Origin of the sequence: Acidovorax sp. Root217 (assembly GCF_001428645.1) — a bacterium.
Classification (GTDB): domain Bacteria; phylum Pseudomonadota; class Gammaproteobacteria; order Burkholderiales; family Burkholderiaceae_C; genus Acidovorax.
Genome location: NZ_LMIH01000010.1, coordinates 95,369 through 122,161 on the forward strand (window position 1 = coordinate 95,369; position 26,793 = coordinate 122,161).

Annotated in this window: 23 protein-coding genes; 13 read left to right on the top strand and 10 right to left on the bottom strand. The window is 68.2% G+C overall.

The genetic code is table 11. The features are described 5' to 3' along the window. Positions 1–183: 183 nt before the first annotated feature. The 5 genes from ASE31_RS08745 to xseB form a co-directional block, all read right to left on the bottom strand. Positions 184–1,266, bottom strand: coding sequence for a TRAP transporter substrate-binding protein (locus ASE31_RS08745; RefSeq protein WP_057201263.1), 1,083 nt, complete (start codon positions 1,264–1,266; stop codon positions 184–186). Between the two features lie 218 nt (positions 1,267–1,484). After that, positions 1,485–2,567 (bottom strand): TRAP transporter substrate-binding protein, encoded by a 1,083-nt coding sequence (locus ASE31_RS08750; RefSeq protein ID WP_057201264.1) that lies wholly within the window; start codon positions 2,565–2,567, stop codon positions 1,485–1,487. Positions 2,568–2,749: 182 nt separating this feature from the next. Then, on the bottom strand, positions 2,750–4,633 hold the full coding sequence (dxs, locus tag ASE31_RS08755; RefSeq protein ID WP_057201265.1) for a 1-deoxy-D-xylulose-5-phosphate synthase: 1,884 nt from the start codon (positions 4,631–4,633) through the stop codon (positions 2,750–2,752). Positions 4,634–4,744: 111 nt separating this feature from the next. Further along, on the bottom strand, positions 4,745–5,716 hold the full coding sequence (locus tag ASE31_RS08760; protein WP_057201266.1) for a polyprenyl synthetase family protein: 972 nt from the start codon (positions 5,714–5,716) through the stop codon (positions 4,745–4,747). Beyond that, positions 5,713–5,955 (bottom strand): exodeoxyribonuclease VII small subunit, encoded by a 243-nt coding sequence (gene xseB / locus ASE31_RS08765; protein WP_057201267.1) that lies wholly within the window; start codon positions 5,953–5,955, stop codon positions 5,713–5,715. Before xseB ends, ASE31_RS08760 begins: the two co-directional genes overlap by 4 nt. A gap of 332 nt (positions 5,956–6,287) precedes the next feature. Here xseB and ASE31_RS08770 point away from each other — a divergent pair, with 332 nt between their 5' ends. The 5 genes from ASE31_RS08770 (at position 6,288) to flhC (ending at position 10,619) form a co-directional block, all read left to right on the top strand. Continuing rightward, positions 6,288–7,427 carry an aromatic ring-hydroxylating dioxygenase subunit alpha gene (locus ASE31_RS08770; protein WP_057201268.1) on the top strand — a complete coding sequence of 380 codons (1,140 nt, stop codon included), beginning with the start codon at positions 6,288–6,290 and terminating at the stop codon, positions 7,425–7,427. Positions 7,428–7,553: 126 nt separating this feature from the next. Continuing rightward, complete coding sequence (locus ASE31_RS08775) at positions 7,554–8,465, top strand: DMT family transporter (RefSeq protein ID WP_057201269.1); 912 nt, start codon at positions 7,554–7,556, stop codon at positions 8,463–8,465. Between the two features lie 67 nt (positions 8,466–8,532). Then, on the top strand, positions 8,533–9,435 hold the full coding sequence (locus ASE31_RS08780) for a sulfurtransferase (protein WP_057201270.1): 903 nt from the start codon (positions 8,533–8,535) through the stop codon (positions 9,433–9,435). Positions 9,436–9,682: 247 nt separating this feature from the next. Further along, entirely contained in the window at positions 9,683–10,009 is a 327-nt protein-coding gene (flhD, locus tag ASE31_RS08785; protein WP_007853391.1) for a flagellar transcriptional regulator FlhD, read from the top strand. Positions 10,010–10,064: 55 nt separating this feature from the next. Beyond that, positions 10,065–10,619 carry a flagellar transcriptional regulator FlhC gene (flhC, locus tag ASE31_RS08790; protein WP_057201271.1) on the top strand — a complete coding sequence of 185 codons (555 nt, stop codon included), beginning with the start codon at positions 10,065–10,067 and terminating at the stop codon, positions 10,617–10,619. A 101-nt stretch (positions 10,620–10,720) separates the two neighbouring features. Here the strand turns inward: flhC and ASE31_RS08795 are convergent, their stop codons facing one another. Then, entirely contained in the window at positions 10,721–11,287 is a 567-nt protein-coding gene (locus ASE31_RS08795; protein ID WP_057201272.1) for a FlgO family outer membrane protein, read from the bottom strand. Beyond that, entirely contained in the window at positions 11,284–12,129 is an 846-nt protein-coding gene (locus ASE31_RS08800) for a hypothetical protein (RefSeq protein ID WP_235514367.1), read from the bottom strand. Before ASE31_RS08800 ends, ASE31_RS08795 begins: the two co-directional genes overlap by 4 nt. Before the next feature lie 137 nt (positions 12,130–12,266). Between ASE31_RS08800 and ASE31_RS08805 the strand changes: the two genes are divergently transcribed. Further along, positions 12,267–13,592, top strand: a complete 1,326-nt coding sequence (locus ASE31_RS08805) for an AI-2E family transporter (RefSeq protein ID WP_082604082.1) — start codon at positions 12,267–12,269, stop codon at positions 13,590–13,592. Here ASE31_RS08805 and ASE31_RS33010 read toward each other — a convergent pair. Together ASE31_RS33010 and ppc are read right to left on the bottom strand one after the other, a co-directional pair. Further along, the gene (locus ASE31_RS33010; RefSeq protein WP_369819445.1) at positions 13,581–15,611 is read right to left on the bottom strand and encodes an EAL domain-containing protein; all 2,031 of its coding nucleotides are present in this window, start codon (positions 15,609–15,611) and stop codon (positions 13,581–13,583) included. The two genes, ASE31_RS08805 and ASE31_RS33010, sit on opposite strands and share 12 nt — an antisense overlap. A 166-nt stretch (positions 15,612–15,777) precedes the next feature. Beyond that, positions 15,778–18,567: a phosphoenolpyruvate carboxylase gene (ppc, locus tag ASE31_RS08815; RefSeq protein ID WP_057201273.1), complete on the bottom strand. Its 2,790-nt coding sequence runs from the start codon at positions 18,565–18,567 to the stop codon at positions 15,778–15,780. A gap of 97 nt (positions 18,568–18,664) precedes the next feature. Between ppc and hemC the strand changes: the two genes are divergently transcribed. The 7 genes from hemC (at position 18,665) to ASE31_RS08850 (ending at position 24,972) form a co-directional block, all read left to right on the top strand. Further along, positions 18,665–19,615 carry a hydroxymethylbilane synthase gene (gene hemC / locus ASE31_RS08820; RefSeq protein ID WP_057201274.1) on the top strand — a complete coding sequence of 317 codons (951 nt, stop codon included), beginning with the start codon at positions 18,665–18,667 and terminating at the stop codon, positions 19,613–19,615. 1 nt (position 19,616) lies between these two features. Next, positions 19,617–20,423, top strand: a complete 807-nt coding sequence (locus tag ASE31_RS08825) for a uroporphyrinogen-III synthase (protein ID WP_057201275.1) — start codon at positions 19,617–19,619, stop codon at positions 20,421–20,423. Further along, entirely contained in the window at positions 20,420–21,499 is a 1,080-nt protein-coding gene (locus ASE31_RS08830; RefSeq protein ID WP_057201276.1) for a uroporphyrinogen-III C-methyltransferase, read from the top strand. The genes ASE31_RS08825 and ASE31_RS08830 overlap by 4 nt, the downstream gene beginning before the upstream one ends. 17 nt (positions 21,500–21,516) lie before the next feature. Beyond that, positions 21,517–22,794 carry a heme biosynthesis HemY N-terminal domain-containing protein gene (locus tag ASE31_RS08835; protein WP_057201277.1) on the top strand — a complete coding sequence of 426 codons (1,278 nt, stop codon included), beginning with the start codon at positions 21,517–21,519 and terminating at the stop codon, positions 22,792–22,794. A 308-nt stretch (positions 22,795–23,102) separates the two neighbouring features. Further along, on the top strand, positions 23,103–23,678 hold the full coding sequence (locus ASE31_RS08840) for a cytochrome b (protein ID WP_057201383.1): 576 nt from the start codon (positions 23,103–23,105) through the stop codon (positions 23,676–23,678). 62 nt (positions 23,679–23,740) lie between these two features. Continuing rightward, positions 23,741–24,313 carry a YceI family protein gene (locus tag ASE31_RS08845; protein WP_057201278.1) on the top strand — a complete coding sequence of 191 codons (573 nt, stop codon included), beginning with the start codon at positions 23,741–23,743 and terminating at the stop codon, positions 24,311–24,313. Between the two features lie 74 nt (positions 24,314–24,387). Continuing rightward, positions 24,388–24,972: a YceI family protein gene (locus tag ASE31_RS08850; protein ID WP_057201279.1), complete on the top strand. Its 585-nt coding sequence runs from the start codon at positions 24,388–24,390 to the stop codon at positions 24,970–24,972. A 60-nt stretch (positions 24,973–25,032) separates the two neighbouring features. Here the strand turns inward: ASE31_RS08850 and ASE31_RS08855 are convergent, their stop codons facing one another. Continuing rightward, positions 25,033–26,733, bottom strand: a complete 1,701-nt coding sequence (locus tag ASE31_RS08855; RefSeq protein ID WP_057201384.1) for an ABC-F family ATP-binding cassette domain-containing protein — start codon at positions 26,731–26,733, stop codon at positions 25,033–25,035. Positions 26,734–26,793 lie beyond the last annotated feature (60 nt).

A 26,793-nucleotide genomic window follows, 5' to 3' on the forward strand; every position in this document is an offset into this window, starting at 1 on the left:
GAAGCTGGCTCCATGGGGTTCGTGGGCAGCGCTCCCGCGATAGGCTGGCCATCGGAGACCATGGGTGCATGTGCCATGGCGCTGCTCGACCAAGAAAGGCGGGCGAAAAAAAACCCGCCAATGAAGGGCGGGTTTTCGGACCATGGCGCGGCAGCGGCGACCGCCGCCACGCCTTGGCAGGCCTCAGAGCTTCTGGGCAGCCATGAAGGTGTCGAAACGCGATTCAGCGAAGCGGAACCACAGAACCTGGTCACGCTGGAAGGAGCGCATGTCCGCGTAGATCTTCTTCCACTCGGGGCTCTTGGCGTCGTTCTCGGCGAACACTTCCATCGAGGCCTTGAACGATGCCTCCAGGATGGGTTGCGAGAAAGGCAGCACCTTGGTCTTGGCGGCCACCAGTTGCTTGAGGGCCGTGGGGTTCAGGGCATCGTACTTGGCCAGCATATCGACGTGGGCTGCCTTCGATGCGGCATCGACGATGGCCTTGTTCTCGGCCGACAGGCCGTCGAACGCTTTCTGGTTGACGTAGAAGTCCACTTCAGGACCGCCTTCCCACCAGCCGGGGTAGTAGTAGAACGGGGCGACCTTGTTGAAACCCAGCTTCTGGTCGTCGTAAGGACCCACCCACTCGGCGGCATCCAGCGTGCCCTTTTCGAGCGCCTGGTAGATTTCGCCGCCAGGAATGCTCTGGGGCACCGCACCCATCTTCTGCATCACTTCACCGACCAGACCGCCGCCCAGGCGCATCTTCAGCCCCTTGAAGTCGGCAGGCGACTTGATTTCCTTGCGGAACCAGCCACCCATCTGGGTGCCGGTGTTGCCGCCGGCGAAGCTGATCATGTTGTAGCCGGCATAGAACTCGTTCATGAGCGTGCGGCCGTTGCCGTGCATCATCCAGGCGGTCATCTGGCGGGCATTCAGGCCGAACGGCACGGCCGAGCCCAGTGCGAATGCAGGGTTCTTGCCATAGAAGTAGTACGGCACGGTGTGCGCCATCTCGACGGTGCCCTGTTGCACGCCGTCCACCACGCCAAAGGGAGGCATCAACTCGCCACCCGCGTGAACGGAGATTTCGAACTTGCCGCCCGACATGGCCTTGACGGCCTTGGAGAACACATCGGCACCGCCGTAGATGGTGTCCAGCGACTTGGGGAAGCTGGAAGCCAGGCGCCAGCGAATGGCGGCCTGTGCGTGGACGGCAGGCGCAATGCCTGCGGCCAGCACGCCAGCAATACCGGCATTCTTGATGATTGAGCGACGATCCATGAGGTTCTCTCCAATGTATTTGATTGCAAAACCCGGGCAGCACGCGTTGTGCGCGGCAAGCCCAGGACTGGTTTCAGCCGAGATCATTGTAGGAACATGCCCCCCTGCAGATTTGCGGGTTTTCCCGTGAAATCCCGGCTATCGCAAGAGGGCTTCAGGGTTCTGCAAGCAACGGTGCCAGGCATCCCCGGCAGGCGAGGCACATCAGGGCTTGCCCGTCAGATCTTCTGCGCCGACATGAAGGTGTCGTAACGCGCCTCGGCAAAGCGGAACCAGAGAATCTGGTCGCGCTGGAAGTTGCGCATGTCGGCGTATATCTTCTTCCACTCGGGGCTTCTCGCGTCGTTGTGCGCAAAGGCTTCCATCGAAGCGCGGAATGCGGCGTCCAGGATGAGCTGCGAGAAGGGCAGCACCTTGGTCTTGGCGGCCACCAGTTGCTTGAGCGCGTTGGGGTTGAGCGCGTCGTAGCGGGCCAGCATGTCGGTGTGCGCGATGGAGGCTGCGGCCTCGATGATGAAGCGGTAATCGGGCGTGAGCGCGTCGTAGGCCTTCTTGTTCACGAACAGGTCCACCTCGGGCCCGCCCTCCCACCAGCCGGGGTAGTAGTAAAACGGCGCGACCTTGTTGAAGCCCAGTTTCTGGTCGTCGTAGGGGCCGATCCACTCGGCCGCGTCGATGCTGCCCTTTTGCAGTGCCTGGTAGATCTCGCCGCCTGGAAGGCTCTGGGGAATGGCGCCGAGCCGCTGCATGACCTCGGCCACCAAACCGCCGCCCACGCGGATCTTGAGGCCCTTGAAGTCTGCGGGGGTCTTCACCTCGCGCAGGAACCAGCCGCCCATCTGCGTGCCGGTGTTGCCACAGGCAAAGCTCACGATGTTGAACCCGGCATAGAACTCGTTCATGAGCCGGCGCCCGTTGCCGTGCAGCATCCAGGCGCTCATCTGGCGCGCATTGAAACCGAAGGGCACGGCACACCCCAGGGCAAACGCCGGGTTCTTGTCGTAGAAATAGTAGGGCACCGCGTGGCACATCTCCACCGCACCGCTCTGCACGCCATCCACCACGTCGAAGGGCGGCATCAGCTCGCCACCGGGGTGCACGGAAATCTCGAACTTGCCGTTCGACAGGGTGCGCACCGCCTTGGCAAACACCTGGGCGCCGCCGTAGATGGTGTCCGAGGACTTGGGGAAGCTCGATGCAATGCGCCACCGCAGCGTGGCCTGGGCGTGCACGGCCGGCGCGACGCCAGAGGCCAGTACACCCGCCAGGCCGGTGTGCTTGATGAGCGAACGGCGATGCATACGGCTGGTCTCCTGTTTCCGCGGGGGTGGATGCGGCAGCGATTGCTGCGCAGGGGCACGCGTGCAGATCAATGCAGCGCGCCTGCATTGTAGGAGGCGCCCCGCCAACGGGCTGTGCGGGTTTTCGACAGCACCCGCGCAGCGGGACTGCCCAGGGCCGCACTTCTCAAGCCGTGGGCCCCTCAGGCCAGGAAGCGGGCGTGTACCGCGCGCTCGATGCCCGCTGCATCCAGGCCCTGCAGCGACAGCAGCTTGGCCGGGTCGCCGTGCTCGATGAACACATCGGGCAGGCCCAGTTGCAGCACCGGGCGCACGATGCCGGCCTCGTTGAGCGCCTCGGTCACGGCGCTGCCGGCCCCGCCCATGGTGGCACCTTCTTCGACGGTGACCAGCACATCGTGGCGCTCGGCCACGCCGCGCAGCAACTCCACGTCAATGGGCTTGGCCCAGCGCATGTTGGCCACCGTGGCGTCGAGCGCCTCGGCGGCTTCGAGCGCGGGGTACAGCAGCGTGCCGAAGGCCAGAATGGCGATGCGCGGGCCCTGCGCCCCATCAGCGGCCTTGCGCTCGCGGCGGATCTCGCCCTTGCCGAAGGGCAGGCCTTCCAGGCCCGCGAGCGGCGCCACGCCGGCCCCGCTGCCGCGCGGGTAGCGTACGGCCACAGGGTGGCTTTGCGCGAAGGCGGTGCTGAGCAACTGGCGGCACTCGCGCTCGTCGGCCGGGCAGGCCATGCTCATGTTGGGGATGCAGCGCACGAAGGGAATGTCGTAGGCGCCCGCGTGGGTGGCGCCATCGGCCCCCACCAGGCCGGCACGGTCGAGCGCGAATACCACGGGCAGGTTCTGCAGCGCCACGTCATGGATCAACTGGTCGTAGCCGCGCTGCAGGAAGGTCGAGTAGATGGCCACCACGGGCTTCAGGCCCTCGCAGGCCATGCCAGCCGCGAAGGTGACGGCATGCTGCTCGGCAATGCCTACGTCGTAGTAGCGCTCGGGGAAGCGCTTTTCGAACTCCACCATGCCCGAGCCCTCGCGCATGGCGGGGGTGATGCCCACCAGGCGCTTGTCCTGCGCACCCATGTCGCACAGCCACTGGCCAAACACCTGGGTGAAGGTCTGCTTGGGGGTCGCCGTGCTCTTGACCAGGCCCACGGCCGGGTCGAACTTGCCCGGGCCATGGTAGGCCACGGGGTCGGCCTCGGCCAGCTTGTAGCCCTGGCCCTTCTTGGTAACCACGTGCAGGAACTGCGGGCCCTTGAGGCCCTTGATGTTCTCCAACGTGGGGATCAGCGAATCGAGGTCGTGGCCGTCGATGGGCCCGATGTAGTTGAAGCCGAACTTCTCGAACAACGTGGCCGGCACCACCATGCCCTTGGCCTGCTGCTCGAAGCGCTTGGCCAGCTCCAGCAGGGGCGGCACCGGGCGCAGCACGGTCTTGCCCACGTTCTTGGCGGCGGCGTAGAACTGGCCGCTCATGAGCTGGGCCAGGTAGCGGTTGAGCGCGCCCACGGGTGGGCTGATGCTCATGTCGTTGTCGTTGAGCACCACCAGCAGGTTGGCATCGGCCACGCCGGCGTTGTTCAGCGCCTCGAAGGCCATGCCGGCCGTCATGGCACCATCGCCGATGATGGCCACGGCATGGCGGTTCTCGCCCTTGACCTTGGCCGCCAGCGCCATGCCCAGGGCGGCCGATATGCTGGTGCTCGAATGCGCCGTGCCGAAGGTGTCGTACGGGCTCTCGGCGCGCTGCGGAAAGCCCGAGATGCCGCCCATCTGGCGCAGCGTGTGCATGCGGTCGCGCCGGCCGGTCAGGATCTTGTGCGGGTAGGTCTGGTGGCCCACATCCCACACCAGCCGGTCTTCGGGCGTGTTGAAGACGTGGTGCAGGGCCACGGTGAGCTCCACCGTGCCCAGGTTGGAGCTCAGGTGCCCGCCCGTCTGCGACACGCTTTCGAGCACGAAGGCGCGCAGCTCGGTGGCCAGGGCCTTGAGATCGGCGCGCGACAGGGCACGCAGATCCGACGGGTCGTTCACGTTCTGCAGCAGGGGGTAGGAGGTCGTTGACATTGGCTATTCTTTTTCGGATCGATCAGTGCTCACTGGGCAAGGGACAGCCCCCGGTGGGCACCTGGTCTGGGTGCATCGTATCAACGGACGCGGGGAGTGCAGCCGCAGCCATCAATGCGTGCGGTCCACCACCATGTCGGCCAGGGCGGCCAGGGCGCGGGTGTCGGCCAGGCCGCTGCGTGCCAGGGCGGCATGGGCCTGCACCTGCAACTCGCGGGCATAGGCCTGGGCGGGCGCCAGGCCGAGCAGCGAGACGTAGGTGGGCTTGTCGCTCGCGGCGTCCTTGCCGGCGGTCTTGCCCAGCGTGGCGGAGTCGGCCACCACGTCGAGGATGTCGTCCACGACCTGAAAGGCCAGGCCCATGACAGCGCCGTAGTCGGACAGGGCCTCGTGCGCCTGGGCGTTCGCCGGGCCGCAGGCCACGCCCATCATCACGCTGCCCTGCAGCAGCGCGCCGGTCTTGAGGCGGTGCATGTGGCGCAACTGGTCTTCGGTGAGGGCCACGCCCACGCTGGCCAGGTCGATGGCCTGGCCGCCGGCCATGCCGGCCGAACCGGCCGCGCGCGCCAGCAGGCGGCACAGCATGGCCTGCACTGCCGGGGGCACGCTGCCGTCGTCGGGGGTCAGCAATTCGAAGGCAAAAGCCTGCAGCGCATCGCCGGCCAGCAGGGCCTGGGCCTCGCCGAACTGCACGTGCACCGTGGGCTTGCCGCGGCGCAGCACGTCGTTGTCCATGCACGGCATGTCGTCGTGCACCAGGGAATAGGCATGGATCAGCTCGACGGCGCACGCTGCCCGCAGGGCAGCCTCGTCAGATACGGCGCGCAGGGCCGCTTCGTCGGACACGGCGTGTGCCGAAGCCTCGACCTCGGCACCGCTGCACACAGCCTCTTCGGCCGCCAGCACCAGCAGCGGGCGCAGGCGCTTGCCGCCGTCGAGCACCGCATAGCGCATGGCTTCGCCCAGGCCGGCGGGCGCACCCTCGCCCACCCAGCGGGAGAGGGCTTCTTCCACACGGGCCAGGTGCCGCTGGCTCCAGGCAGACAGGTCGAGGGGGGAGTTCACCACGGGCGCCGCGCTCATTCGGGCGTCCAGGCGTGCAGGCCGCCTTCGTCCAGCACCTTGATCTGGTCCTGCACGGCATCCAGGCGCTTGCGGCAGAAGGCCAGCAGCGCGGCGCCACGCTGGTAGCCCGCGAGCATCTGGTCCAGGGGCAACTGGCCCGACTCGATCCGGCCCACGAGCTGCTCCAGCTCTTCCAGCGCCGCTTCATAGCTGGCGGGTTCGGCAGGGGGCGCGGGGGTGGCGGTGGCCTTGGGCATGGGTGGAGGCGGCAGCACCGCAAATGGAAAAACCCCCGATTTTAGGCCCAGCGAACCAGCGGCCGCAGCACAGGGCCCGGTTTGGAGAGCATTGCCGGTAAACGTTGCCACCGCATAGAAGGCAGGCACGCCCGGCCGACCCCACACCATCGGCGCGCGCACCGCTGCCAGCGCGCCAATACACGCAGGGGGGGTGCGGGAATGGGGGCGCCGAATAACCCCATTGGCTATAATCCCATTCTCGTCCAGCCGGCCTATGCGCCGGTTTCTTTTTTCCAGATGTGCCAACCGTGGCACACCTCCCTGTGGGGAGTCTTTAGGTCAGGTCACCCATGTCTGATTTAAGTCTTCAACTGCAGCAGGCCGCAAGCCAACTACCAGTTTCAAGCTACTTTGACCCAGCGCTGTTCCAGCGCGAGCTGGACACCATCTTCCAGCGCGGGCCCCGCTATGTGGGGCACCAATTGGCCGTGCCCAACGCCGGCGACTACTACACCCTGCCCCATGAGGGCGAGGGCCGTGCCCTGGTGCGCAATGCCCAGGGCGGGGTGGAGCTCGTCTCCAATGTCTGCCGCCACCGCCAAGCCGTCATGCTCAAGGGCCGCGGTTCGCTGCACACGCAGCAAAAGGGCAGCGCCGGCGGCAACATCGTGTGCCCGCTGCACCGCTGGACGTACAACGCCAAGGGCGAGCTGCTGGGTGCGCCGCACTTTGCCGACGACCCCTGCCTGAACCTCAACAACTACCCGCTGCGCGAGTGGAACGGCCTTTTGTTCGAGGACAACGGCTGCGACGTGGCGGCCGACCTGGCCCAGATGGGCCCGCGCGCCGACCTGGACTTCAGCGGCTACGTGCTCGACCACGTCGAGCTGCACGAGTGCAACTACAACTGGAAGACCTTTATCGAGGTCTATCTGGAGGACTACCACGTAGGCCCCTTCCATCCGGGCCTGGGCAGCTTCGTGACCTGCGACGACCTGCGCTGGGAGTTCGGCAAGAACTACTCGGTGCAGACCGTGGGCGTGGCCAACCGCCTGGGCAAGGCCGGCAGCCCCGTGTACGAGCGCTGGCACGAGGCGTTGCTCGCCTTCCGCGGCGGCAAGCCGCCCAAGCACGGCGCCATCTGGCTCACGCTGTACCCGCACATCATGGTGGAGTGGTATCCGCACGTGCTCACCGTCTCCACACTGCACCCCATCAGTCCGACGAAGACGCTGAACATGGTGGAGTTCTACTACCCCGAGGAGATCGCCGCCTTCGAGCGCGAGTTCGTCGAGGCGCAGAAGGCCGCCTACATGGAGACCTGCATCGAGGACGACGAGATCGGCGAGCGCATGGACGCCGGCCGCAAGGCCTTGCTGGCGCGCGGCGACAACGAAGTGGGCCCTTACCAAAGTCCCATGGAAGACGGCATGCAGCACTTCCACGAGTGGTACCGCAACGCCATGGGCGAGGCAGTCCCCCAGCGCTGAAAACCGGAACAGCAAGGTAAACGCCGCCGAATAGCGGCCATTGCCCAAAGCGCTCTCATTACAATAGCTGCCATTGCTTGGCCTTCAAGCACGGCAGCTATTTTCACTTTCGAATTCCATTTCCCCATGCAAGCCCTCTGGATGGTGTTGGCCGCGTTCCTCTTTGCGAGCATGGGGGTGTGCGTGAAGATCGCTTCGGCCTATTTCAATTCGGCCGAACTGGTCTGCTACCGCGGCCTCATCGGCATGGCCATCCTGTGGCTGCTGGCGCGCTCGCAGAAGGTCACCTTGGGCACCGCCTACCCGGGCATGCACGCCTGGCGCAGTCTGGTGGGGGTGATGTCGCTGGGTGCCTGGTTCTATGCCATTGCCCACCTGCCCCTGGCCACTGCCATGACCCTGAACTACATGAGCAGCGTGTGGATTGCCGCCTTCCTGGTCGGCGGCACGCTGCTGGCGTGGCGCCCCTCGGCCGCCACGCCGCGCCCGGCGCTGCAGGGCACGCTGATCGTCACCGTGCTCACGGGCTTCGTCGGCGTGGTGATGATGCTGCGCCCCAGTCTGGACCAGAACCAGGCCTTCGCCGGCATGATCGGGCTGATGTCGGGCCTGTCGGCCGCGTTTGCCTACATGCAGGTGGTGGCCCTCTCGCGCCTGGGTGAGCCTGAATCGCGCACGGTGTTCTATTTCGCGGTGGGCTCGGCGGTGGCCGGCGGCGTGGCCCTGCTGTTCACGGGCACCTCGGTGTGGCCTGGCTGGCAGGCCCTGTGGCTGCTGCCCATCGGCATCCTGGCTGCGGGCGGCCAGTTGTGCATGACCAAGGCCTATGCCAGCGCCAAGACGCAGCGCGGCACGCTGGTGGTGGCCAACCTGCAGTATTCGGGCATCGTCTTCGCAGCCATCTACAGCGTGACACTGTTCGGAGACGTACTGCCGCCCATCGCCTGGGCCGGCATGGTGCTGATCGTGGGCAGCGGCATCGCGGCCACCGTGCTGCGCGCCCGCGCCGCGCCTGGAACCCCTGCGGAAGAACATTGATACGACTGTGGACACCAACCATTGACACAATGCAGGACATCCCTCAGCCAATAGCCCCACCGCTGCCATGACCTACACCACCCTGATCTCCGCCTCCGAACTGCAAGCCCTGATCGCCAGCGGCGCGCCGCTGATGGTGTTCGACTGCAGCTTCGACCTCATGCAGTCGAGCGCAGGTGCACAGCAGTACGACCAGTCCCATATCCCGGGCGCGGTGTATGCCGATCTCAATGAAAATTTGAGTGCGAAACATGGCGTGCCCGGCGCCTCCGGCACCGTCTTGACGGCCCAGGAGGCGGACATGCCCGCATCGGGGGGTCGCCATCCGCTGCCCAGCCGCGAGCGCTTTTCCATCTGGCTGTCGAGCGTGGGTTTTGCCAACGGCATGCAGGCCGTGGTGTACGACCGCCAGGGCGCCAACTACTGCGGCCGCCTGTGGTGGATGCTCAAGTGGGCAGGCCACGACGCCGTGGCCGTGCTCGATGGCGGCCTGCAGGCCTGGCAGGCCGCGGGCGGCGCAATCGCCAGCGGCGAAGAGCCCGCCCACTTCCAGTCGAATTTCGAGCTCAAGGAACCACTGCGCCGCCTGGCCACGGCCAGCGACGTGCTGGCCAACCTGCAGCAGCCCGGCCAGACCGTGGTGGATGCACGCGCCGCACCCCGCTACCGTGGCGAAGTGGAGCCGCTTGACCCGGTGGCCGGCCACATCCCCGGCGCCCTGAACCGCCCCTTCGTCGAGAACATCGGGCCCGATGGCAAGTTCAAGCCCGCGGCGGCGCTGCGCGCCGAGTTCGACGCCCTGCTGGCAGGGCGCGACCCGGCCAGCGTGGTGCACCAGTGCGGCAGCGGCGTAAGCGCCCTGCCCAATCTGATCGCCATGGAGGTCGCTGGGCTCGGAAAAACATCGCTTTTTGCCGGTAGCTGGAGCGAATGGGTGAGCGATTCTTCGCGCCCGGTGGAGCGCGGCTGAGCGGCCTGCGGCCGTTTTCCCCCTCTGCGGCAGCAGGCCGCAGCACTCTTGCAGGCAGGACCGGGGCTTGGGCTCTTGTAAGGCAAATTCCTACAAGTACCACCTCGGAACCAGACACGCTGCACAGAGCTGCGCCGACTTAATTTTTGATTGGCCCGGTTTCACAATCCATTTCAACGGATCACGCAGAACATGCAAACAGCATGGCAAGGCGCAGACCCGGAACTGGAACAAAGGAACCACCGCCATGACCAACGAACAGCTGCTCGCCGAAATCCGCGAAGCCAACCTCACCTACCTGATGCTGGCGCAGAATCTGATTCGCCATGACAAGGCGGAAGCAGTGTTCCGCCTGGGCATGAACGAAGACGCTGCCGATATTCTGGCATCGCTGTCGGCTGCCCAAGTGCTCAAACTGGCCTCCCGGAACACGCTTCTTTGCAGCTTCCGCGTGGACGACAACCTGGTGTGGAGCTTGCTGACCAACCACACGGCCAAGAAGGTGGGCAACGAAGCCACCAACACCCTGCACGCCAACATCCTGATGGCCAGCCGCGTGTCGGAAGTGCTCTGAAGCCCCGCACCTTTCTGCAGCCCTTCCTGTTCACCGCCCCTTCCGAAAGCCCGCCATGACCACGCCTGCCGCCAAAGCCCCAGCCAAGAGCGTTCTCAACGAATCCAAGCAGATCGAGCGCGCTGCGATGCTGATCGGCATGGGGGCCCGCATGCAGGTGCTGGAGTCCGAAACCACGCTGTCGTACGAACGCCTGATCCGCCTGTACAAGGAGATCGCCGGCAAGTCGCCTTCGAAAGGCCAACTGCCCTTCTCGACCGACTGGTTCCTGACCTGGCAGGAAAACATCCACAGCTCGCTGTTTTTGAACATCTACGAATACCTGTCCAAGGGCGTGGACCTGGATTCGGTGGAACTGCTGACCAAGGCGTACCGCCTGTACAACGAGCAGGTCACCACGGCCGAGATCGAACCCCTGCTGTCCTTCACCCGCGCCTGGCGCCTGGTGAAGTTCGTGGACGCCGGCATGCTCACCCGCACCCAGTGCTCTGACTGCAAGGGCCAGTTTGTGACCGAACTCTATGAAAACCGCCACTACACCTGCGGCCTGTGCAACCCGCCCGCCCGCGCCGGCAAGAGCAAGAACGCTGGCGCCCTGATGTTGCATTGACCCTCAGCCCGGCAACGCCGGACTGCACAAGAATGACAAAGCCCCGCCGGTTTCTCCGCGCGGGGCTTTTTGCTGGAAAGAGATTCCTGCCGACCTGAGGCCTACCGCGCCGCGAGGAGCGAGCGCACGTTCTCGTCTACCGGCATCGCATAGTCGTGCGCGGCCACTACGGTGTTGCCCACGGGGTTGACGATCTTCAGGCTGATGAACAGCGTGGTGGTGGAGACGGCGTAGGTGCCCACCACCACGGCCTGCGCGTCGTGCGCGCGGCTGACCTCGCGCACCTCGCGCGAGAGCAGCAGCTCGCCGGTGCCGCGCTGCATGGCCACGTTCTCGCGCAGCTTGAGCTCGGTCACGCGCAGGCCGCGCTGCACCAGGCGCGAGCCGATCTGCTCGGAAAAAATGCGCCCCAGGCGCGAGGATTCATTGAGCCGGTCCACATTCACCAGCGTGGCCACCAGCACCGCATGCTGCGGGTCCAGCGGAGCCTGCAGCAGCAGCGCATCGGCCGCGCGGTGGTTGCGCTCGATGGTCGAGGGGGTGATGAGGTCCATCAGCCCGCCACCACCGCCACCGGCCTTGTCGCCGTAGTAGTAAGAGGCACAGCCCGGCAGGGCCAGCACCGGCAGCAGCGCGCCGGCCGTGCGCAGCAGGGTGCGCCGCTTCATGGCGCCACCATCATCATGACCGGCGGGCTCACCACCTGCCAGGTCTTGACCGGGGTGGGCGGTGGCGGCGGGGGTGGAGGTGGTGGCGGCTGCTGGACCTGGTAGAGCACGGCATCGTCCTGCTCGATGTAGTACACGTCGGAGGTGCGGGCCAGGTAGCGATCGCCGCTTTCCAGCGACGTGGTGATGAGCACCTCGGTACGCGTGGGGCCGCCTGCGGCGGGGCCGTCGGTGGTGTACTGCGCGGCATCGGCCAGCGCCCCGATCGCGATCGTCCCGGCCACGATGGAGCCGGCGCCGGGCGCACGGTGGGCCCAGTCGCGCGCCACGCCCACGCCCAGGGCCAGCCGGGTCCAGGGCATGGGCAGGCTGTTGGAAACACGGGTGGGGTGCTGCACCAGCTGGGTCTCGAACGCCAGTGTCACGGCCGAGGGCTGGTTGGTGAGCACAACGCCCCGGTCCAGCAGGCGGGTGATCAGCAGCTTGCGAAAGCCGTTGTTGAAGCTGGTGTCGCCCGAGGCAGACACGTAGATGGGGTGCTCGCCCGCGGGCCAGTCGCGGATCTTGCCGGTGATGCGCGTGGCCACATCGTCGGCCAGCACGTCCCAGTGGTGCACGGCACGCGCCTTCTTCTGGTTCGATGCCGGGTAGTTGTCGGCGCGCGGCACGTCCAGCGACGAACAACCGGCCGCCAGCAGCGAGGCCACCGCCAACAGCGGCACGACCACACGGTGCACGGCCGCTCGGGCACGGACATCGCCGTGCGCGGTCACTGCCCCGGCGGGCAGCCGTCCTTGGGATGGGCCCTGCGGCAGACCGCCAGGCAATGGTTCAACTTGCATGCAGCCATGCTAGCGGCCCGGTGGCGCCCCCATCGCGCGAATAACGAGGCAATCGCGTTGTATTTTGGGCGGCATGCAGGCTGCGCGTTGGACGAGCGCCTACACAACATTTGCTCACAGTGCGTGACAATCCCCGCATGACCGCCGTGCCTGCCCCCTCCCATCCCAACGCTCCACCCACGGCCCTGCCGCAGCAGCCGCCAGCTGCCGACACGTGCGAAGGCACAGCGCCGGGAGGCCCGCAGGCAACGCCCGGCCCCACCGATCCACAACCGGAGCCGGGGCCCGACCGCGCTGCCAGCCCGCCCGAGGCCGCTACCCTGGCCGCCTCGCCGGCTGCGGCGACCCCTGCCACGCTCAGCCCGCTGATGCTGCAGATGCCGGTGGACGTGCGCAACCTGTCCCTGGCACTGCTGGCCCTGTTTGCCGGCGTGGCCCTGCTGCACTGGGCCAGCGCGGTGTTCATCCCCCTGATGCTGAGCTTGCTGCTGACCACGGCACTGCGCCCTGCCGTCAACATCCTGCGCCGCTGGCACCTGCCGCGCCCCCTGGGTGCGGCCTTGCTGCTGATTGCCATCGTGGGCGGCATGGCCAGCATGGCCTGGTCCCTGAGCGACCAGGCCGTGCAACTCGTCGACTCGCTGCCCGTCGCGACCAAGAAGGTGCGCGACAACCTGCGCGCGCGCGCGGGCATGCCCAGCACGCTGGACACGATGCAGAAGGCCGCTGCCCAGATCGAACAGGCTGCTGCCGAGAACAGCGCCGCCACCCCCGCGCGGCGCGGCGTGCAGCGCGTGGTGGTGGAGCGCCCGCCCTTCAACATCCGCGACTACCTGTGGAGCGGCACCATGGGCCTGGTATCGGCCGTGGGCCAGCTCACCGTGGTGGTGTTCCTGACCTACTTCGCGCTGGCCTCGGGCAACCTGTTCCGCCAGAAGCTGGTGCGCATTGCGGGCAGCAGCCTGGAGCGGCGCAACATCACCATGCAGGTGCTCGACGACATCACCGGCCAGATCCAGCGCTACCTGCTGGTGCAGGTGTTCACCAGCATCCTGGTGGGCGTGGCCACGGGCTGCGCCTACTGGGCGCTGGGGCTGGAGAATGCGGCGGTGTGGGGCGTGGTGGCCGGCGTGCTCAACCTCGCGCCCTACATCGGTTCGGCCTTGACGGCCGGCGCGTCGGCGCTGGTGGCCTTTCTGCAGTTCGGCACCATCGACATGGCCCTGGCCATTGGCGGCGCATCGCTGGTCATCCACACCCTCATCGGCAACCTGCTCACCCCCTGGCTCACCAGCCGCACCAGCAGCATGAGCCCCGTGGCCGTGTTCGTCAGCGTGCTCGCCTGGGGCTGGCTCTGGGGGCTGTGGGGGCTGCTCCTGGGCATCCCGGTCATGATGGCCGTGAAGGCGGTCTGCGACCGGGTGGAGGACCTCAAGGCGGTGGGAGAACTTTTAGGAGACTGAGGCAGAGCTGGCGTCCTGTTCGGCGGTGGCCAGCGTACAGCGCTGCACGAACGCCGGCAGGTCGTCGGCCCCCATCGCGCGGCCGTAGTACCAGCCCTGCACCTGCAGGTCCATGTCTGCGGGCAGCACCTGCAATTGTTCCAGCGTCTCCACCCCCTCCACCACAATGGCGACCCCCAGGCTCTGGCAGAAATGCAGCAGGCCCTGCAGCAGGCGAGCCCCCCGGGGGTCGGCGCTGGCCACCACGAAACTGCGGTCGATCTTGATGGTGTCCACCGCAAAGGCGTGCAGGTAGCTGAGCGAGGAATAGCCGGTGCCGAAGTCGTCGATGGCCACCTGGGCACCCACGGCGTGGATGCGGGCGATGGCGTCGCGCATCTGGCCCATGTCGGCGGCCAGCGCATCCTCGGTGAGTTCGACGCTGATGCAGCCGCCGGCAGGCGCTATCAACGCCACCAGCCGCTGGCAGTGCGCTGCCGACATGAGCGTGGGCCCGGTGACATTGATGGAGATGGGCAACTCGAAGCCCGCGCTGCGCCAGCGCCGGTACTGCTGCAGGGCCGCGTCGGCCACCCACAGGTCGACATCCTTCATGAGCCCGGCCTCGGTCAGCCACGCCAGAAAAGCCCCCGGTGACTGCGTGCGCCCCCGGCCATCGCGGGCCCTGAGCAGCGCCTCGCAACCCACGCATTCGCCCGTGCGTGGCGACACCTGGGGCTGGTACTCCAGGAAGAACTCGTACTCGCCCATGCGGCGCACCTGGGCCAGCAGCTCCTCGCGGCCGGCCTGCCGCTGCTGCGCCAGGACCACCGGGTCGCTGGCATACAGGCGGCCCTGCTCCTGCAGGCGCGAGAACGTGGTGTCCAGCCCCGGCAGGTGCACCGTGGTGGCGTTGTGGCGCTCCAGCGCCCGCACCGCCGGCGCGTAGATGCAGGCCCCCAGCAGCACCAGTGCCAGCTGCAGCACCACCGCTGGCCAGGAGCCCTGGGTGCTGGCGTAGGCGTTGAAGAGGACGGGGGCATTCAGCGGCATTGCCATCGTGGCCACCGGCACCCAGCCCGCCTGCACGGCGCCCAGCGCCAGGCAGGCGTTGACGGCCGGCACGAGGATGAACGGCAGCAGCAGACGCGGATTCAGTATCAGGGGAATGCCGAACAGCAGCAGCTCATTCACGTTCAGCAGGGCCATGGGCAAGCTGGCCAGGGCCAGCAGGCGCAGGCCGGGACTGCGCGCACGCCACAGCACGGCCACCACCAGCGACAGGGTGGCCCCCGCCCCGCCGATGAAGGCGAAAGCCCCCAGCAGGCCGGCGTTGAGCAGGTAGGGCGGTGGCTGGTCTGCCAGCACCTCGATGGCATTCCACCCCACGGCCAGCTCCAGCACCTGGAACAGCGGCTGCAAGGCATGGTAGCCATGGATGCCGAAGAACCACAGCAGCGAATTCATGCCCGTGATCGCCACGGCATTCAGGTAAGGCCGGTCCGGGTCCACCACATCCAGGGGCAGGCTCCAGTGCGCCAGGCCCGACCATTGCTGCAGCAGCGTCAGCACCACGACAAGCAATCCGGCCGTGAGCACACCGGGCAACACCATGTTCATGGCATCTTCCACGTTGTCGCTGACCAGCGAGCCGCGCGACAGCTGCAGCCAGCGCACCCGCATCAGCCGGGCCATGAGGGGCACGTTGACGATGGGCGAGGCGATGGCGATGAACAGCACCAGCGTGGCGGCGGCACGCGGGTGCCCGCGCAGCAGGTAGGCGGCCAGCGCCACGTACACAAAGCACAGGAAGGCCACGGGCAGGCGCGGCAGGCTGTGGCGGATGGCCAGCATGTAGCCGATGGAGGCCGCGATCAGCAGCGGCAGGATGCGGCTGATCTCGGCATGCAGGCCAGCCAGCAGGTCCGTGGTCTGCGTGGGCAGGCCCAGCATCCGCGTGAGCACCGACGACACCAGGAACACCGCCGACACCATGAGGCAGGGCAGCACCCACAGCAGTCCCTCGCGGATGGCGCGCATGGAGTCGGCGCGCGCGACCGCCTGCAGCCGCAGCGACAGCCGCACCTTCAGGGCCGCGATACCAATGCCCACACCATGCCCTCCCTGCCGCGCACTGCGGTCAGCCCCATGCTAGCAGGCAGGCACCGGGATGGCAAAGTGGCCGGACCAGCTCGGCCCGACCAGCTCAGCCCGTATTGCGCAGCCCCGCCGCGATCCCGTTGATGGAGATGTGGATACCGGTCTGCACGCGCTCGTCGCCCTGCCCTGCACGCCAGCGGCGCACCAGCTCGACCTGCAAATGGTGCAGCGGGTCGATGTACGGGAAGCGGTGCTTGATGGAGCGTGCCAGGGCCGCGTTGTGCGTCAGGCGCTGCTTGTCGCCGGTGATGCGCGTGAGCGCCTCGGCGGTGCGGTGCCATTCGGTCTCGATGGCGCTGAAGACCTTCTTGCGCAGGCGCGCGTCTGTGACGAGTTCGCTGTAGCGCGAGGCCAGGGCCAGGTCGCTCTTGGCCAGCACCATGTCCATGTTGGACAGCAGGGTGCGAAAGAACGGCCACTGGCGGTACATCTTCTGCAGCAGCGCAAGCTGTGCCTTGGGGTCCTTGCCCTCGGCGTTCACGAAGGCATCGACCGCCGCGCCGAAGCCGAACCAGCCCGGCAGCGTGAGGCGGCACTGGCCCCAGCTGAAGCCCCAGGGGATGGCGCGCAGGTCCTCGATCTTCTGGCTGGCCTTGCGCGATGCGGGGCGCGAGCCGATGTTCAGTTCGGCGATCTCGCGGATCGGCGTGGAGTTGAAGAAATACTCGGTGAAGCCCGGAGTCTCGTACACCAGCGCGCGGTAGGCCCCCATGCTGGCCAGCGAGAGCTGCGAGGCCGCCTCCAGGAAGGCCTTGGTGGCCGGCTTGGTGGGCTGCAGCAGCGTGGCCTCGAGCGTGGCGGCGACCAGGGTTTCGAGGTTGCGCCGGCCGATCTCGGGGTTGGCGTACTTGGAGGCGATGACTTCGCCCTGCTCCGTCAGGCGGATCTGGCCGCGCACGGTGCCGGGCGGCTGCGCCAGGATGGCCTGGTAGCTCGGGCCGCCGCCGCGGCCCACGGTGCCGCCGCGGCCGTGGAACATGCGCAGCTGGATGCCGTGGTTGGTGGCCAGCTCGTCGAACAGCTCCACCAGCGCGATCTCGGCGCGGTACAGCTCCCAGTTGCTGGTGAAGATGCCTCCGTCCTTGTTGCTGTCGGAGTAGCCGAGCATGATGTCCTGCTCGCTGCCGCTGCGGTGCACCAGCCCCGCCACGCCGGGCAGGGCATAGAACTCGCGCATGATGGGCGCGGCATTGCGCAGGTCTTCGATGGTCTCGAACAGCGGCACCACGATGAGGTCATTGCGCGCATCGCCGTCCAGCGTGCCGCGCATCAGGCCCACTTCCTTTTGCAGCAGCAGCACTTCGAGCAGGTCGCTCACCGTTTCGGTGTGGCTGATGATGTAGTGGCGGATGGCCTCGTGCCCGTAGCGGTAGCGCATGGCCAGCGCCGCCTCGAAGATGGCCAGCTCGCCCCGGGCGTGGTCCGAGTAGCTGGCACCCACCACGCGCAGCGGGCGCGCGTCGTTGAGCAGGCGCAGCAGCAGCGCGCGCTTGTCGGTCTCGGACAGCGCGGAGTACGCCGTCTCGACGCGCGCCGTGGCCAGCAGCTCGGCCACCACCTCCTCGTGTTTGTCGGAGCTCTGGCGCAGGTCCACCGTGGCCAGGTGGAAGCCGAAGACCTGCACGGCGCGGATCAGCGGGTGCAGGCGCTCGGCGGCCAGGGCCTCGCCATGGTGCGACTTGAGCGATGCCTCGATCACGCGCAGGTCGGCCAGGAAGGCCTCGGCGCTCACGTACGGGTTCTGCGGGGCCACGGCATGGCGCGCCGCCTCGCCGCCCGTCAGTTCCTTGAGCGATGCGGCCAGGCGCGCATAGACGCCGGTCAGGGCGCGGCGGTAGGGCTCGTCCTGGCGGTGCTCGTTGGTGTCGGGCGAGCGCGCGGCCAGGGCCTCCATCTCGGCCGATACCTGCACCAGACGGGCCGACAGCGACAGCTCGCCGCCCAGGTAGTGCACCTCGGTCAGGTAGTGGCGCAGGGCCACCTCGGCCTGGCGCCCCAGGGCGTACTGCAGGGTCTGCGCGGTGACGTTGGGGTTGCCGTCGCGGTCGCCGCCGATCCACTGGCCCATGCGCAAAAAGCTGTGCACCGGGTACTGGCCGAGCTCGGTCTCGAGGTCGGCATAGATCTTGGGGATCTCGCGCAGGAAGGTGGCCTCGTAATACGACAGCGCGTTCTCGATCTCATCGGCCACGGTGAGCTTGCTGTAGCGCAGCAGGCGCGTCTGCCACAGCTGGGCCACGCGGGCGCGCAGTTGTGCTTCGTTGGCGGCGAGTTCGCGCGGGGTGAGCGCGTCCTTGGCGGTGTTGTACAACTGGGCGCGCACCTGGATGTCGTCGCGCGCGGCCAGCAACTGGGCGATGTCGCGTTCGGCATCCAGGATGCTCTTGCGCTGCACCTCGGTCGGGTGGGCCGTGAGCACCGGCGCCACATAGCTGCCGGCCAGGGTCTGCGAGATGGTCTTGGGCGCGATGCCAGCCCAGCGCAGGCGCGACAGGGCGACCTCGATGCTGCCCTCCTGCGTGTCGCCCGCGCGCTCGTGCACGGCGCGGCGGCGGATGTGGTGGCGGTCTTCGGCCAGGTTGGCCAGGTGGCTGAAGTAGGTGAAGGCGCGGATCACGCTCACCGTCTGGTCGCCCGAGAGGGTCTTGAGCAGCTTCTTGAGCGCCCGATCGGCCTCCTGGTCCGCGTCGCGGCGGAAGGCGACCGAGAGCTTGCGCACCTGCTCCACCAGCTCGTAGGCGGCCACGCCCTCCTGGTCCCGGATCACGTCCCCCAGAATGCGGCCGAGCAGGCGGATGTCGTCAATCAGGGGCTGGTCCTTGTCGGATCGTCTCATGCGGTAGTCTCCGGGAATGGGGGCGGCGTCCTGCACGGGTGGTGCGGGCGCATGCTAGCATCGCCCGCCCCTGAATAATTACAAACAGGTTACGAACTTGAGCCGCCCTTTGCCCCACCCCATCGTGATCGCCACGCGCGAAAGCCGCCTGGCCCTCTGGCAGGCCGAGCATGTGCAGGCCCTGCTGCAGGCCCGCGGCCACACCGTGGAGCTGCTGGGCATGACCACCAAGGGCGACCAGATCCTGGACAAATCGCTGTCCAAGGTGGGCGGCAAGGGCCTGTTCGTCAAGGAGCTGGAAGTCGCGCTCGAAGAAGGCCGTGCCCACATCGCCGTGCATTCGCTCAAGGACGTGCCCATGGAGCTGCCCGAGGGCTTTGCCCTGGCCTGCGTGATGGAGCGCGAGGACCCGCGCGATGCCTTCGTCTCCCCCCGCTACGCCTCGCTCGACGAACTGCCCCAGGGCGCGGTGGTGGGCACCTCCAGCCTGCGCCGCCAGGTGCTGCTGCAGGCCCTGCGGCCCGACCTGCGCATCGAACCCCTGCGCGGCAACCTTGATACGCGCCTGCGCAAGCTCGACGAAGGCCAGTACGACGCCATCGTGCTCGCGGCCGCAGGCCTCAAGCGCCTGGGGCTCGAATCACGCATCCGCCTGGCTTTCGAGCCCGCCACCATGCTGCCCGCCGCCGGCCAGGGTGCCCTGGGCATCGAGGTGCGCAGCGACCGCCTGGACCTCATCGCCGCATTGGAGCCCCTGGCACACCAGGCCACCTGGCTCACCGTGGCCGCCGAGCGCGCCGTGAGCCGCGCCATGGGCGGCAGCTGCTCCATGCCCCTGGCAGCGCACGGCACCCTGGGCGCCGACGGCACGCTGCAGCTCGATGCGGCCTGGGGCGACCCCGAAGATGCCCATGCGCCGCTGGTGCGCGCCCATGCCAGCGCCCCCGTGGCCACCCTGGCCCAGGCCGAGGCGTTGGGTGACGAAATCGCCCGCCGCCTGCGCGCGGGCGGTGCCCGGGGCTTGGACCCGGCATCTGCCGCCGGCTGACATGGCCGCCACGGCGCCCCGGGTGATCGTCACGCGCCCCGAGCGCGAGGCGGCCCAGTGGGTGGAACAGCTCCTCGCGCGCGGCCTGGCCGCCACGGCATTGCCGCTGATCGCCATCGGCCCCTGTACCGACCCACAGGCCGTACAGGCCCTGGCCGAAGCCCGCGCACGACTGGCCCAGGCCCCTGGCTACCGTGCGCTGATGTTCGTGAGCAGCAATGCGGTGCTGTATTTTCTGCACGGGGGGGCCTTGCCCCTGCCGGCCGGCACCCGTGCATGGGCCCCCGGGCCAGGCACGGCGCGCGCGCTGGAACAGCTGGGCGTACCGCCTGCCGCCATCGATGGCCCCGCCGCCGATGCCGCGCAGTTCGACTCCGAATCGCTGTGGCAGCAGGTGGCGCCCCAGATCCGGGCCGGGGACCGCGTGCTCATCGTGCGCGGTCGCTCGGCCGGGGTGCATGAATCCTCCGAGGGTTCGGGCCGCGACTGGCTGGCGCGCCAGGTGCAGGCCGCAGGCGGCCAGGTGGACTGGGCTGTGGCCTACGAACGCGGCGCGCCCAGCTTCACCCCCGAGCAGACCGCGCTGGCAGAGGCTACCACCCAGGACGGCTCGCTGTGGCTGCTGAGCAGCTCCGAGGCGGTGGCAAACCTGGCCGAGGCCCTGCCCGGCCGGTCCTGGACGGCTGCACGGGCCCTGGCCACGCACCCGCGCATCGCCCAGACCGCCCGCGCCATGGGCTTTGGCCATGTAAGGGAGTGTCGGCCGGCGCTGGAAGACGTGGTGGCCTCGATAGAATCGGCCCCATGAGTTCCGCGCCCCCCAACGACCTGCCCGCCGCAGCCCCCGCTACCCCCGTCGCCCCTCGTGGGAGCAGCCTGCCCACCCTGCTGGTGGGCGTGCTGGCCGTGGCCGCCGTGGCCAGCAGTGGCCTGCTGTGGCAGAAACTGAGCGTGATCCAGGAGCAGTTGGCGCGCCAGTCGGCCGATTCCGGAGCGCTGGCCATCGAGGCACGCACCATGGCCCGCCAGGCCGAGGAACTGGTGCGCGAGACCGCCGCCCGCCTCTCGGTGGCCGAGGCCCGTGTGAGTGAAGTGGCGCTGCAGCGCAGCCAGCTCGAAGAATTGATGCAGAGCCTGTCGCGCTCGCGCGACGAAAACCTGGTGGTGGACATCGAATCGGCCGTGCGCCTGGCGCAGCAACAGTCCCAGCTCACCGGCAGCCTGGACCCTCTGGTGGCCGCCCTCAAAAGCGCCGACCAGCGCATCGAGCGCGCCGCACAGCCACGCCTGACCCCCGTGCAGCGCGCCATCAACCGCGACCTCGATCGCCTGACCCGCGCCGTGGTGACCGACACGGCCGGCCTGCTGGCCCGCCTGGATGATCTGGTGCGCCAGGTGGACGAACTGCCCGTGCTCAATGCCGTGGCCCAGGCCGCGTCCACGAAGCGCCTGGGCCTGTCTCCCGCTGCGCCGGGCTCTGCCGGTGGCACCGCAGCCGGGGCCGAGTTGCCCTGGTGGCAAGCCACCCTGCAGCGCAGCTGGGAGGTGGTGCGGGACGAGGCCCGCAGCCTGGTGCGCGTGAGCCGGGTGGACCAACCCGAGGCCATCCTGCTCGCGCCCGAGCAGACCTTCTTCCTGCGCGAGAACCTGAAACTCAAGCTGCTCAATGCGCGCCTGGGCGTGCTGGCGCGCCAGTTCGACTCGGCGCGCGCCGACCTGGCCGCAGCCACCACGGCGCTCAACAAGTATTTCGACCCGGCCTCGCGCCGCACGCAGGCGGCAGCCACGGTGCTGCAACAGGCCCAGACCGGGATGAAGGCTGCCGAGCTGCCGCGCCTGGACGATACCCTCTCCGCGCTGGCCACGGCCGCTGCGGGGCGCTGAGAGAGAGGGCAGCACGCATGCGCGCAGCACTCTGGCTTCTGGCGTTGTTTGGCGTGGCCGTTGCGGCCGCGCTGTTTGCGGGCAACAACCAGGGCACCATCACCCTTTACTGGCCCCCGTACCGCGTCGACCTGTCGCTGAACATGGTGGTGCTGCTGCTCGTAGGCGGCTTCGTCACCGTGCATGCCGCCCTGCGGGCCCTGGCGGCCCTTCTGGAGCTGCCGCACCAGGCGCGCCGCTGGCGCGTGCAGCAAAAGGAACGCGCCATGCACAGCGCGCTGCTCGACGCCATGACGCACCTGCTGGGCGGGCGCTTCATCCGTTCGCGCAAGGCCGCCGTGGCCGCGCTGGCGCAGGAGAACGCCCTGGCTGCCGCCGGCGAGTCGGTGCCGCATGGCAACCAGTTGCGCTCGCTGGCCCACCTGGTGGCGGCCGAGGGCTCGCACGCCCTGCAGGACACCGCCACGCGCGACAGCCATCTGCAGCGCGCGCTCGACGATGCACCCGCCCGCGGCACGGCCCTGGAGCTGGAACTGCGCGAAGGCGCCCAGATGCGCGCCGCTCGCTGGACGCTGGACGACCGCGACGCCGATGCCGCCCTCGAATGGCTCGCCGCCCTGCCCCAGGGCGCCGCGCGCCGCACCCTGGCGCTGCGCATCAAGCTCAAGGCCACGCGGCTGGCCCGCCGCACGCAGGAGGCGCTGGACACGGCCCGCCTGCTGGCCAAGCACCGCGCCTTCTCGCCCACCGCCGCACAGAGCATCGTGCGCGGCCTGGCCACCGAACTCATCCAGAGCGCGCACGACACGGCACAGCTGCGCCGCGTGTGGGACGACCTGGAAACCTCCGAGCGCAACATGCCCGAGCTGGCCATCCAGGCCGCGCAGCGCATGGCCACCCTGGGTGGTGACGCCACGCAGGTGCGCGCCTGGCTGCTGCCGGTGTGGGAGCGCATGGTGGACCTGCCCGATGCGCTGGCCGAACACCATGCCCTGAAGCTGGTGCGCGCACTGGAATCGGGCCTCGATGCCCTTGACGCCCCCTGGCTGGCGCGCATCGAAGCCGCCCAGCAGGCCAACCCGCGCGATGCGCGCCTGCAGTACATGGCCGGCATGGCCTGCCTCAAGCGCCAGCTGTGGGGCAAGGCCCAGCAGTTGCTGACCCAGGCCGCCCACCAGCTCGCCGATGCCGGCCTGCGCGCCAGCGCCTGGCGCCACCTGGCAGAGCTGGCCGAACAGCGCGGCGACGAAGCCGCCGCCGCCGAGGCCTGGAAAAAAGCCGCACTCGCCCGCTGACCAAGCAGGCGGGGGGCCCGCCCATCCCCTGGCCATCTACCGGCCATCCATCTGCGCCCACCTTTTGCAAAACAAGAGGGAACTTTGAGCGCACACCCCCTGTCAATTCAGTTTTTTTGAATTGAAGCATCAATCCTGCTGAAGCCGAACGCGCTGGCAGCTTCCTACACTGCGCTCACTGCGGGGCCTTGTGCATGCAGCACGGGGCGCGGCATGCGAGGCAGCGACGGATGCGCCAGCCCGGAAAACCTGCTCCCAGCACCTGCTGCCCACCCCTGCCCTGCCACCCCACCGCCGATTTCCCCAAGATGCCATCCTCCACGCCGACTCCCACCAGCCGACCGGCCCGCTACACCCACACCGCCATGCTGATGCACTGGGTGCTGGGCCTGGCCCTGATCGGTGCCTTCTGCGTCGGCCTGTACATGACCAGCCTGCCGTTCTCACCAGCACGGCTGAAGCTCTACAACTGGCACAAGTGGGCCGGGGTCACCATCCTCACGCTGTCGGTGCTGCGCATCCTCTGGCGCCTGACGCACCGCCCCCCGGCCCTGCCCGCCGCCATGGTGCAGGCCATGCCGCGCTGGCAGACGCTGGCGCACCATGCCACGCACGGCCTGCTGTACGCGCTGTTCCTGGCCGTGCCGCTGATCGGCTGGGCCTACAGCTCGGCGGCGGGTTTCCCCATCGTCTTCCTCGGCATGTGGCAGTTGCCCGATTTCGTGCCCGTGAGCAAGGAGCTGGCCGAGGCCATCAAGCCCTGGCACCAGTACACCGCCTTTGCCATGGCGGGCCTGGTGGTGCTGCACGTGGCCGCCGCGCTCAAGCACCAGTTCATCGACCGCGACGGCCTGATCGGCCGCATGCTGCCCGGCCCGCGCTGAGCCCCCGCCCCAGTCCCCCGCCCTCTTCCCTGTTCTTCCGCACCGATCTTTCAGGAGCCTTCATGCAAGCATCTTCCTTCGTCTCGAGCCTCGTGCTGGGCGCCGCCGTGCTGGCCGCACCGTCCGCCTTCGCGCAGCAGCAACTGGTCCCCGCACAGAGCGAGGTGCAGTTCACCGCGCGCCAGATGGGCGTGCCGCTCGAAGGCCATTTCAAGAAGTTCGATGCCAAGGTGGCCTTCGACCCGGCCAAGCCCGATACCAGCAAGATCAGCTTCACCGTGGACACCGGCAGCGCCACGCTGGGCTCGCGCGAGACCGATGCCGAACTGCCAAAGCCCACCTGGTTCAACGTGCCCAAGTTCCCCCAGGCAGTGTTCGAGTCCACCACCATCAAGGCGCTGGGCGGCGGCAAGTTCGAGGTGGCCGGCAAGCTCACCATCAAGGGCAATGCGCAGAACGTGGTCGTGCCCGTGGCGCTGGCCCAGAGCGGTGCCACCACCACGGCCACCGGCACCCTGCCCATCAAGCGCCTGGCCTTCAAGATCGGCGAGAACGAATGGGCCGACACCTCCATGGTGGCCGATGACGTGACCGTCAAGTTCAAGCTGGCGCTCACGGGCGTGGGCAAGCTCTGATCGCCCTGCACCCTCCCTTTTCCGCGTTCCCTTTCCCTGTTCCCTTGATCCTTCCTTTTTCAGGAGTTGTTTACATGCGCAAGTCTTCGTTCGCCCTGCTCGCACTGGCCGCAGCCGCCGTTCTGTCCACGGGCGCAGCCCAGGCCCAGAGCGCCGCCTACGCCATCGATCCGACGCACACCTTCGTGACGTTCGAGATCAGCCACTTCGGCGCAACGACCAACCGCGGCCGCTTCGACAAGAAGGAAGGCACTGTGCAGTTCGACCGCGCCGGCAAGACCGGCAAGGTGGAGATCACCGTGGACACCACCTCGATCAACTCGGGCACGCCCCCGTTCGACAAGCACCTGCAAAGCGCTGACCTGTTCAACGCCGCCAAGTACCCGACCATCAAGTTCGTGTCCGACAAGTTCACCTTCAACGGCGACAAGGTCAGCGAAGTGGCCGGCCAGCTGACGCTGCTGGACAAGACCCTGCCCGTGACCCTCAAGGCCACGCAGTTCAACTGCTACCAGAGCCCCATGCTCAAGCGTGAAGTCTGCGGTGGCGACTTCGAAGCCACCATCGACCGCACCCAGTGGGGCCTGAACTACGGCGTGGAATGGGGTTTCCCCAAGAACGTGCGCCTGGTGGTGCAGATCGAAGCCATCAAGCAGTAATCCACAACGGACCTTCTGGTCCGCACAAGCCACCCGCGGCACGGCCACGGGTGGCTTTTTTCATGCCAGGCGTGCATCGAGCCGCCAGCCTTCGGCATGCCATGCCCAGACATGCGTGGGCGCCAGCGCCGCCAGGAAATGCAGGTCGTGCGACACCACCAGCAGCACACCGGTGAAGCCCTGCAGCGCCACCTGCAAGGCCTCCACCGAGGCCAGGTCCAGGTGGTTGGTCGGCTCGTCCAGCAGCAGCATCTGCGCTGGCTCGCCGCACCACAGGGCGCAGGCCAGCGCGGCCTTGATGCGCTCGCCACCGCTGAGCCCCCTGACGGGCCGCTGCACGCGGTCGGCGTCCAGACCCAACTGCGCCAGGCGCGTGCGCAGCGTGGCCTCGGGCAGGGGTGAGCCGAGTTCGGCCAGGCGCTGCAGCACGCTCGCGTGCGGCGGCAGCAGCTGGGCGTTGTGCTGGTCCAGCCAGGCCGCGCGCACGCCGCGCACCACGCGGCCCGAAGCGGGCGCCACCTGCCCGGCCACCAGGCGCAGCAGGGTACTCTTGCCGCAGCCATTGGGCCCGGTGATGGCAATGCGCGCGGGGCCGCTCCAGACCCCGTCGAGGGCAGGCAGCCCCTGGGGAGCAAACGGTGCGTGCACCTGCTCCAGCGCCAGCACCTGCTTGCCGCAGGGCACACTGCTTTCGGGCAGGGCGAGTGCCACGGGTGCCTGCTGTGGCGCCTGGCGGGCGGCATCGCGCACGGCTGCATCCAGCTTCTCGCGCGCCTGTCGCTGGCGCTCGTGCTCGCGCCCGGCATGGGCTTCGGCACTGTTCTTCATGCGGCCCAGCAGGATGGGCGCCAAGTTGGCTGTGCGCCCCACCCGGCGCCCCTGCGCTACGCGGCGCTGCTGCGCCTCGTGCTCGCGCTGCAGCGCCTTCCTGCCCCGGTCGCGCTCGGTGCGTGCATGGTCGAGCGCCGCCTGCGCGCCCGCTCGCTCCTGCGCACGCTGCGCGGCGTACATCGCCCAGTTGCCTCCGTAACGGCGCAGCCCGGTCGGCGACAGCTCCACGATGGTGTCCACCACGCCGAGCAGTTCCCGGTCATGGCTGGCCACGACCACTGCGCCCTGGCGCGCCGCCACCTGGTCCAGCAGCCAACGGCGTGCACTGCGGTCCAGGTGGTTGGTAGGTTCGTCGAGCACCAGCACCTGCGCATCGGATGCGAAGGCCCCGGCCAGCGCCACGCGCATGCGCTCGCCGCCGCTCAGCCGGGTCGCATCGCCATCGCTTGGCAGATGCCCCAGGTCCAGCGCCTGCAGGGCACGCTGCCAGCGCGCGGGAAGGTCCCACTGGCCATCGGCCCGCAGCAGGTCCTCGGGCGTGCCCTGGCCCGCCTCCAGGCGCTCCAGCGCGCGCAGCACGGGTGCCAGGCCCGCAAGGTCGGCCACCGTGCTGCCGGGGGCTCCCTGCACCTCCTGCGCCACGGCCTGCAGGCGCGCGTCGCGCAACACCGTGCCCGCAGTCGGCTGCAGCCGGCCCAGCAGCAGTTGCAGGAACACGCTCTTGCCCACGCCATTGGCGCCCACGATGCCGGTGGTACCGGCTCCCAGCGCCACTTCGAGGGGCTGGCTCCACAGGGGCTGCCCATCGGGCAGCGCCCAGACAACGCGCTGGAACTGGAGCGAAAAAGAAGAAGAGGAAAAGGAAGCAGAAGCGACAGCAGCCTTGCTGTCGCCCCGGGCGCGCTGGCCCGGATGGTTGGTCGTCGCCATGCCTGAGAACTCCACGGTCACCATCAAGCCGCACCTGCGCAAAAAAGGCAGGAGCGGAAC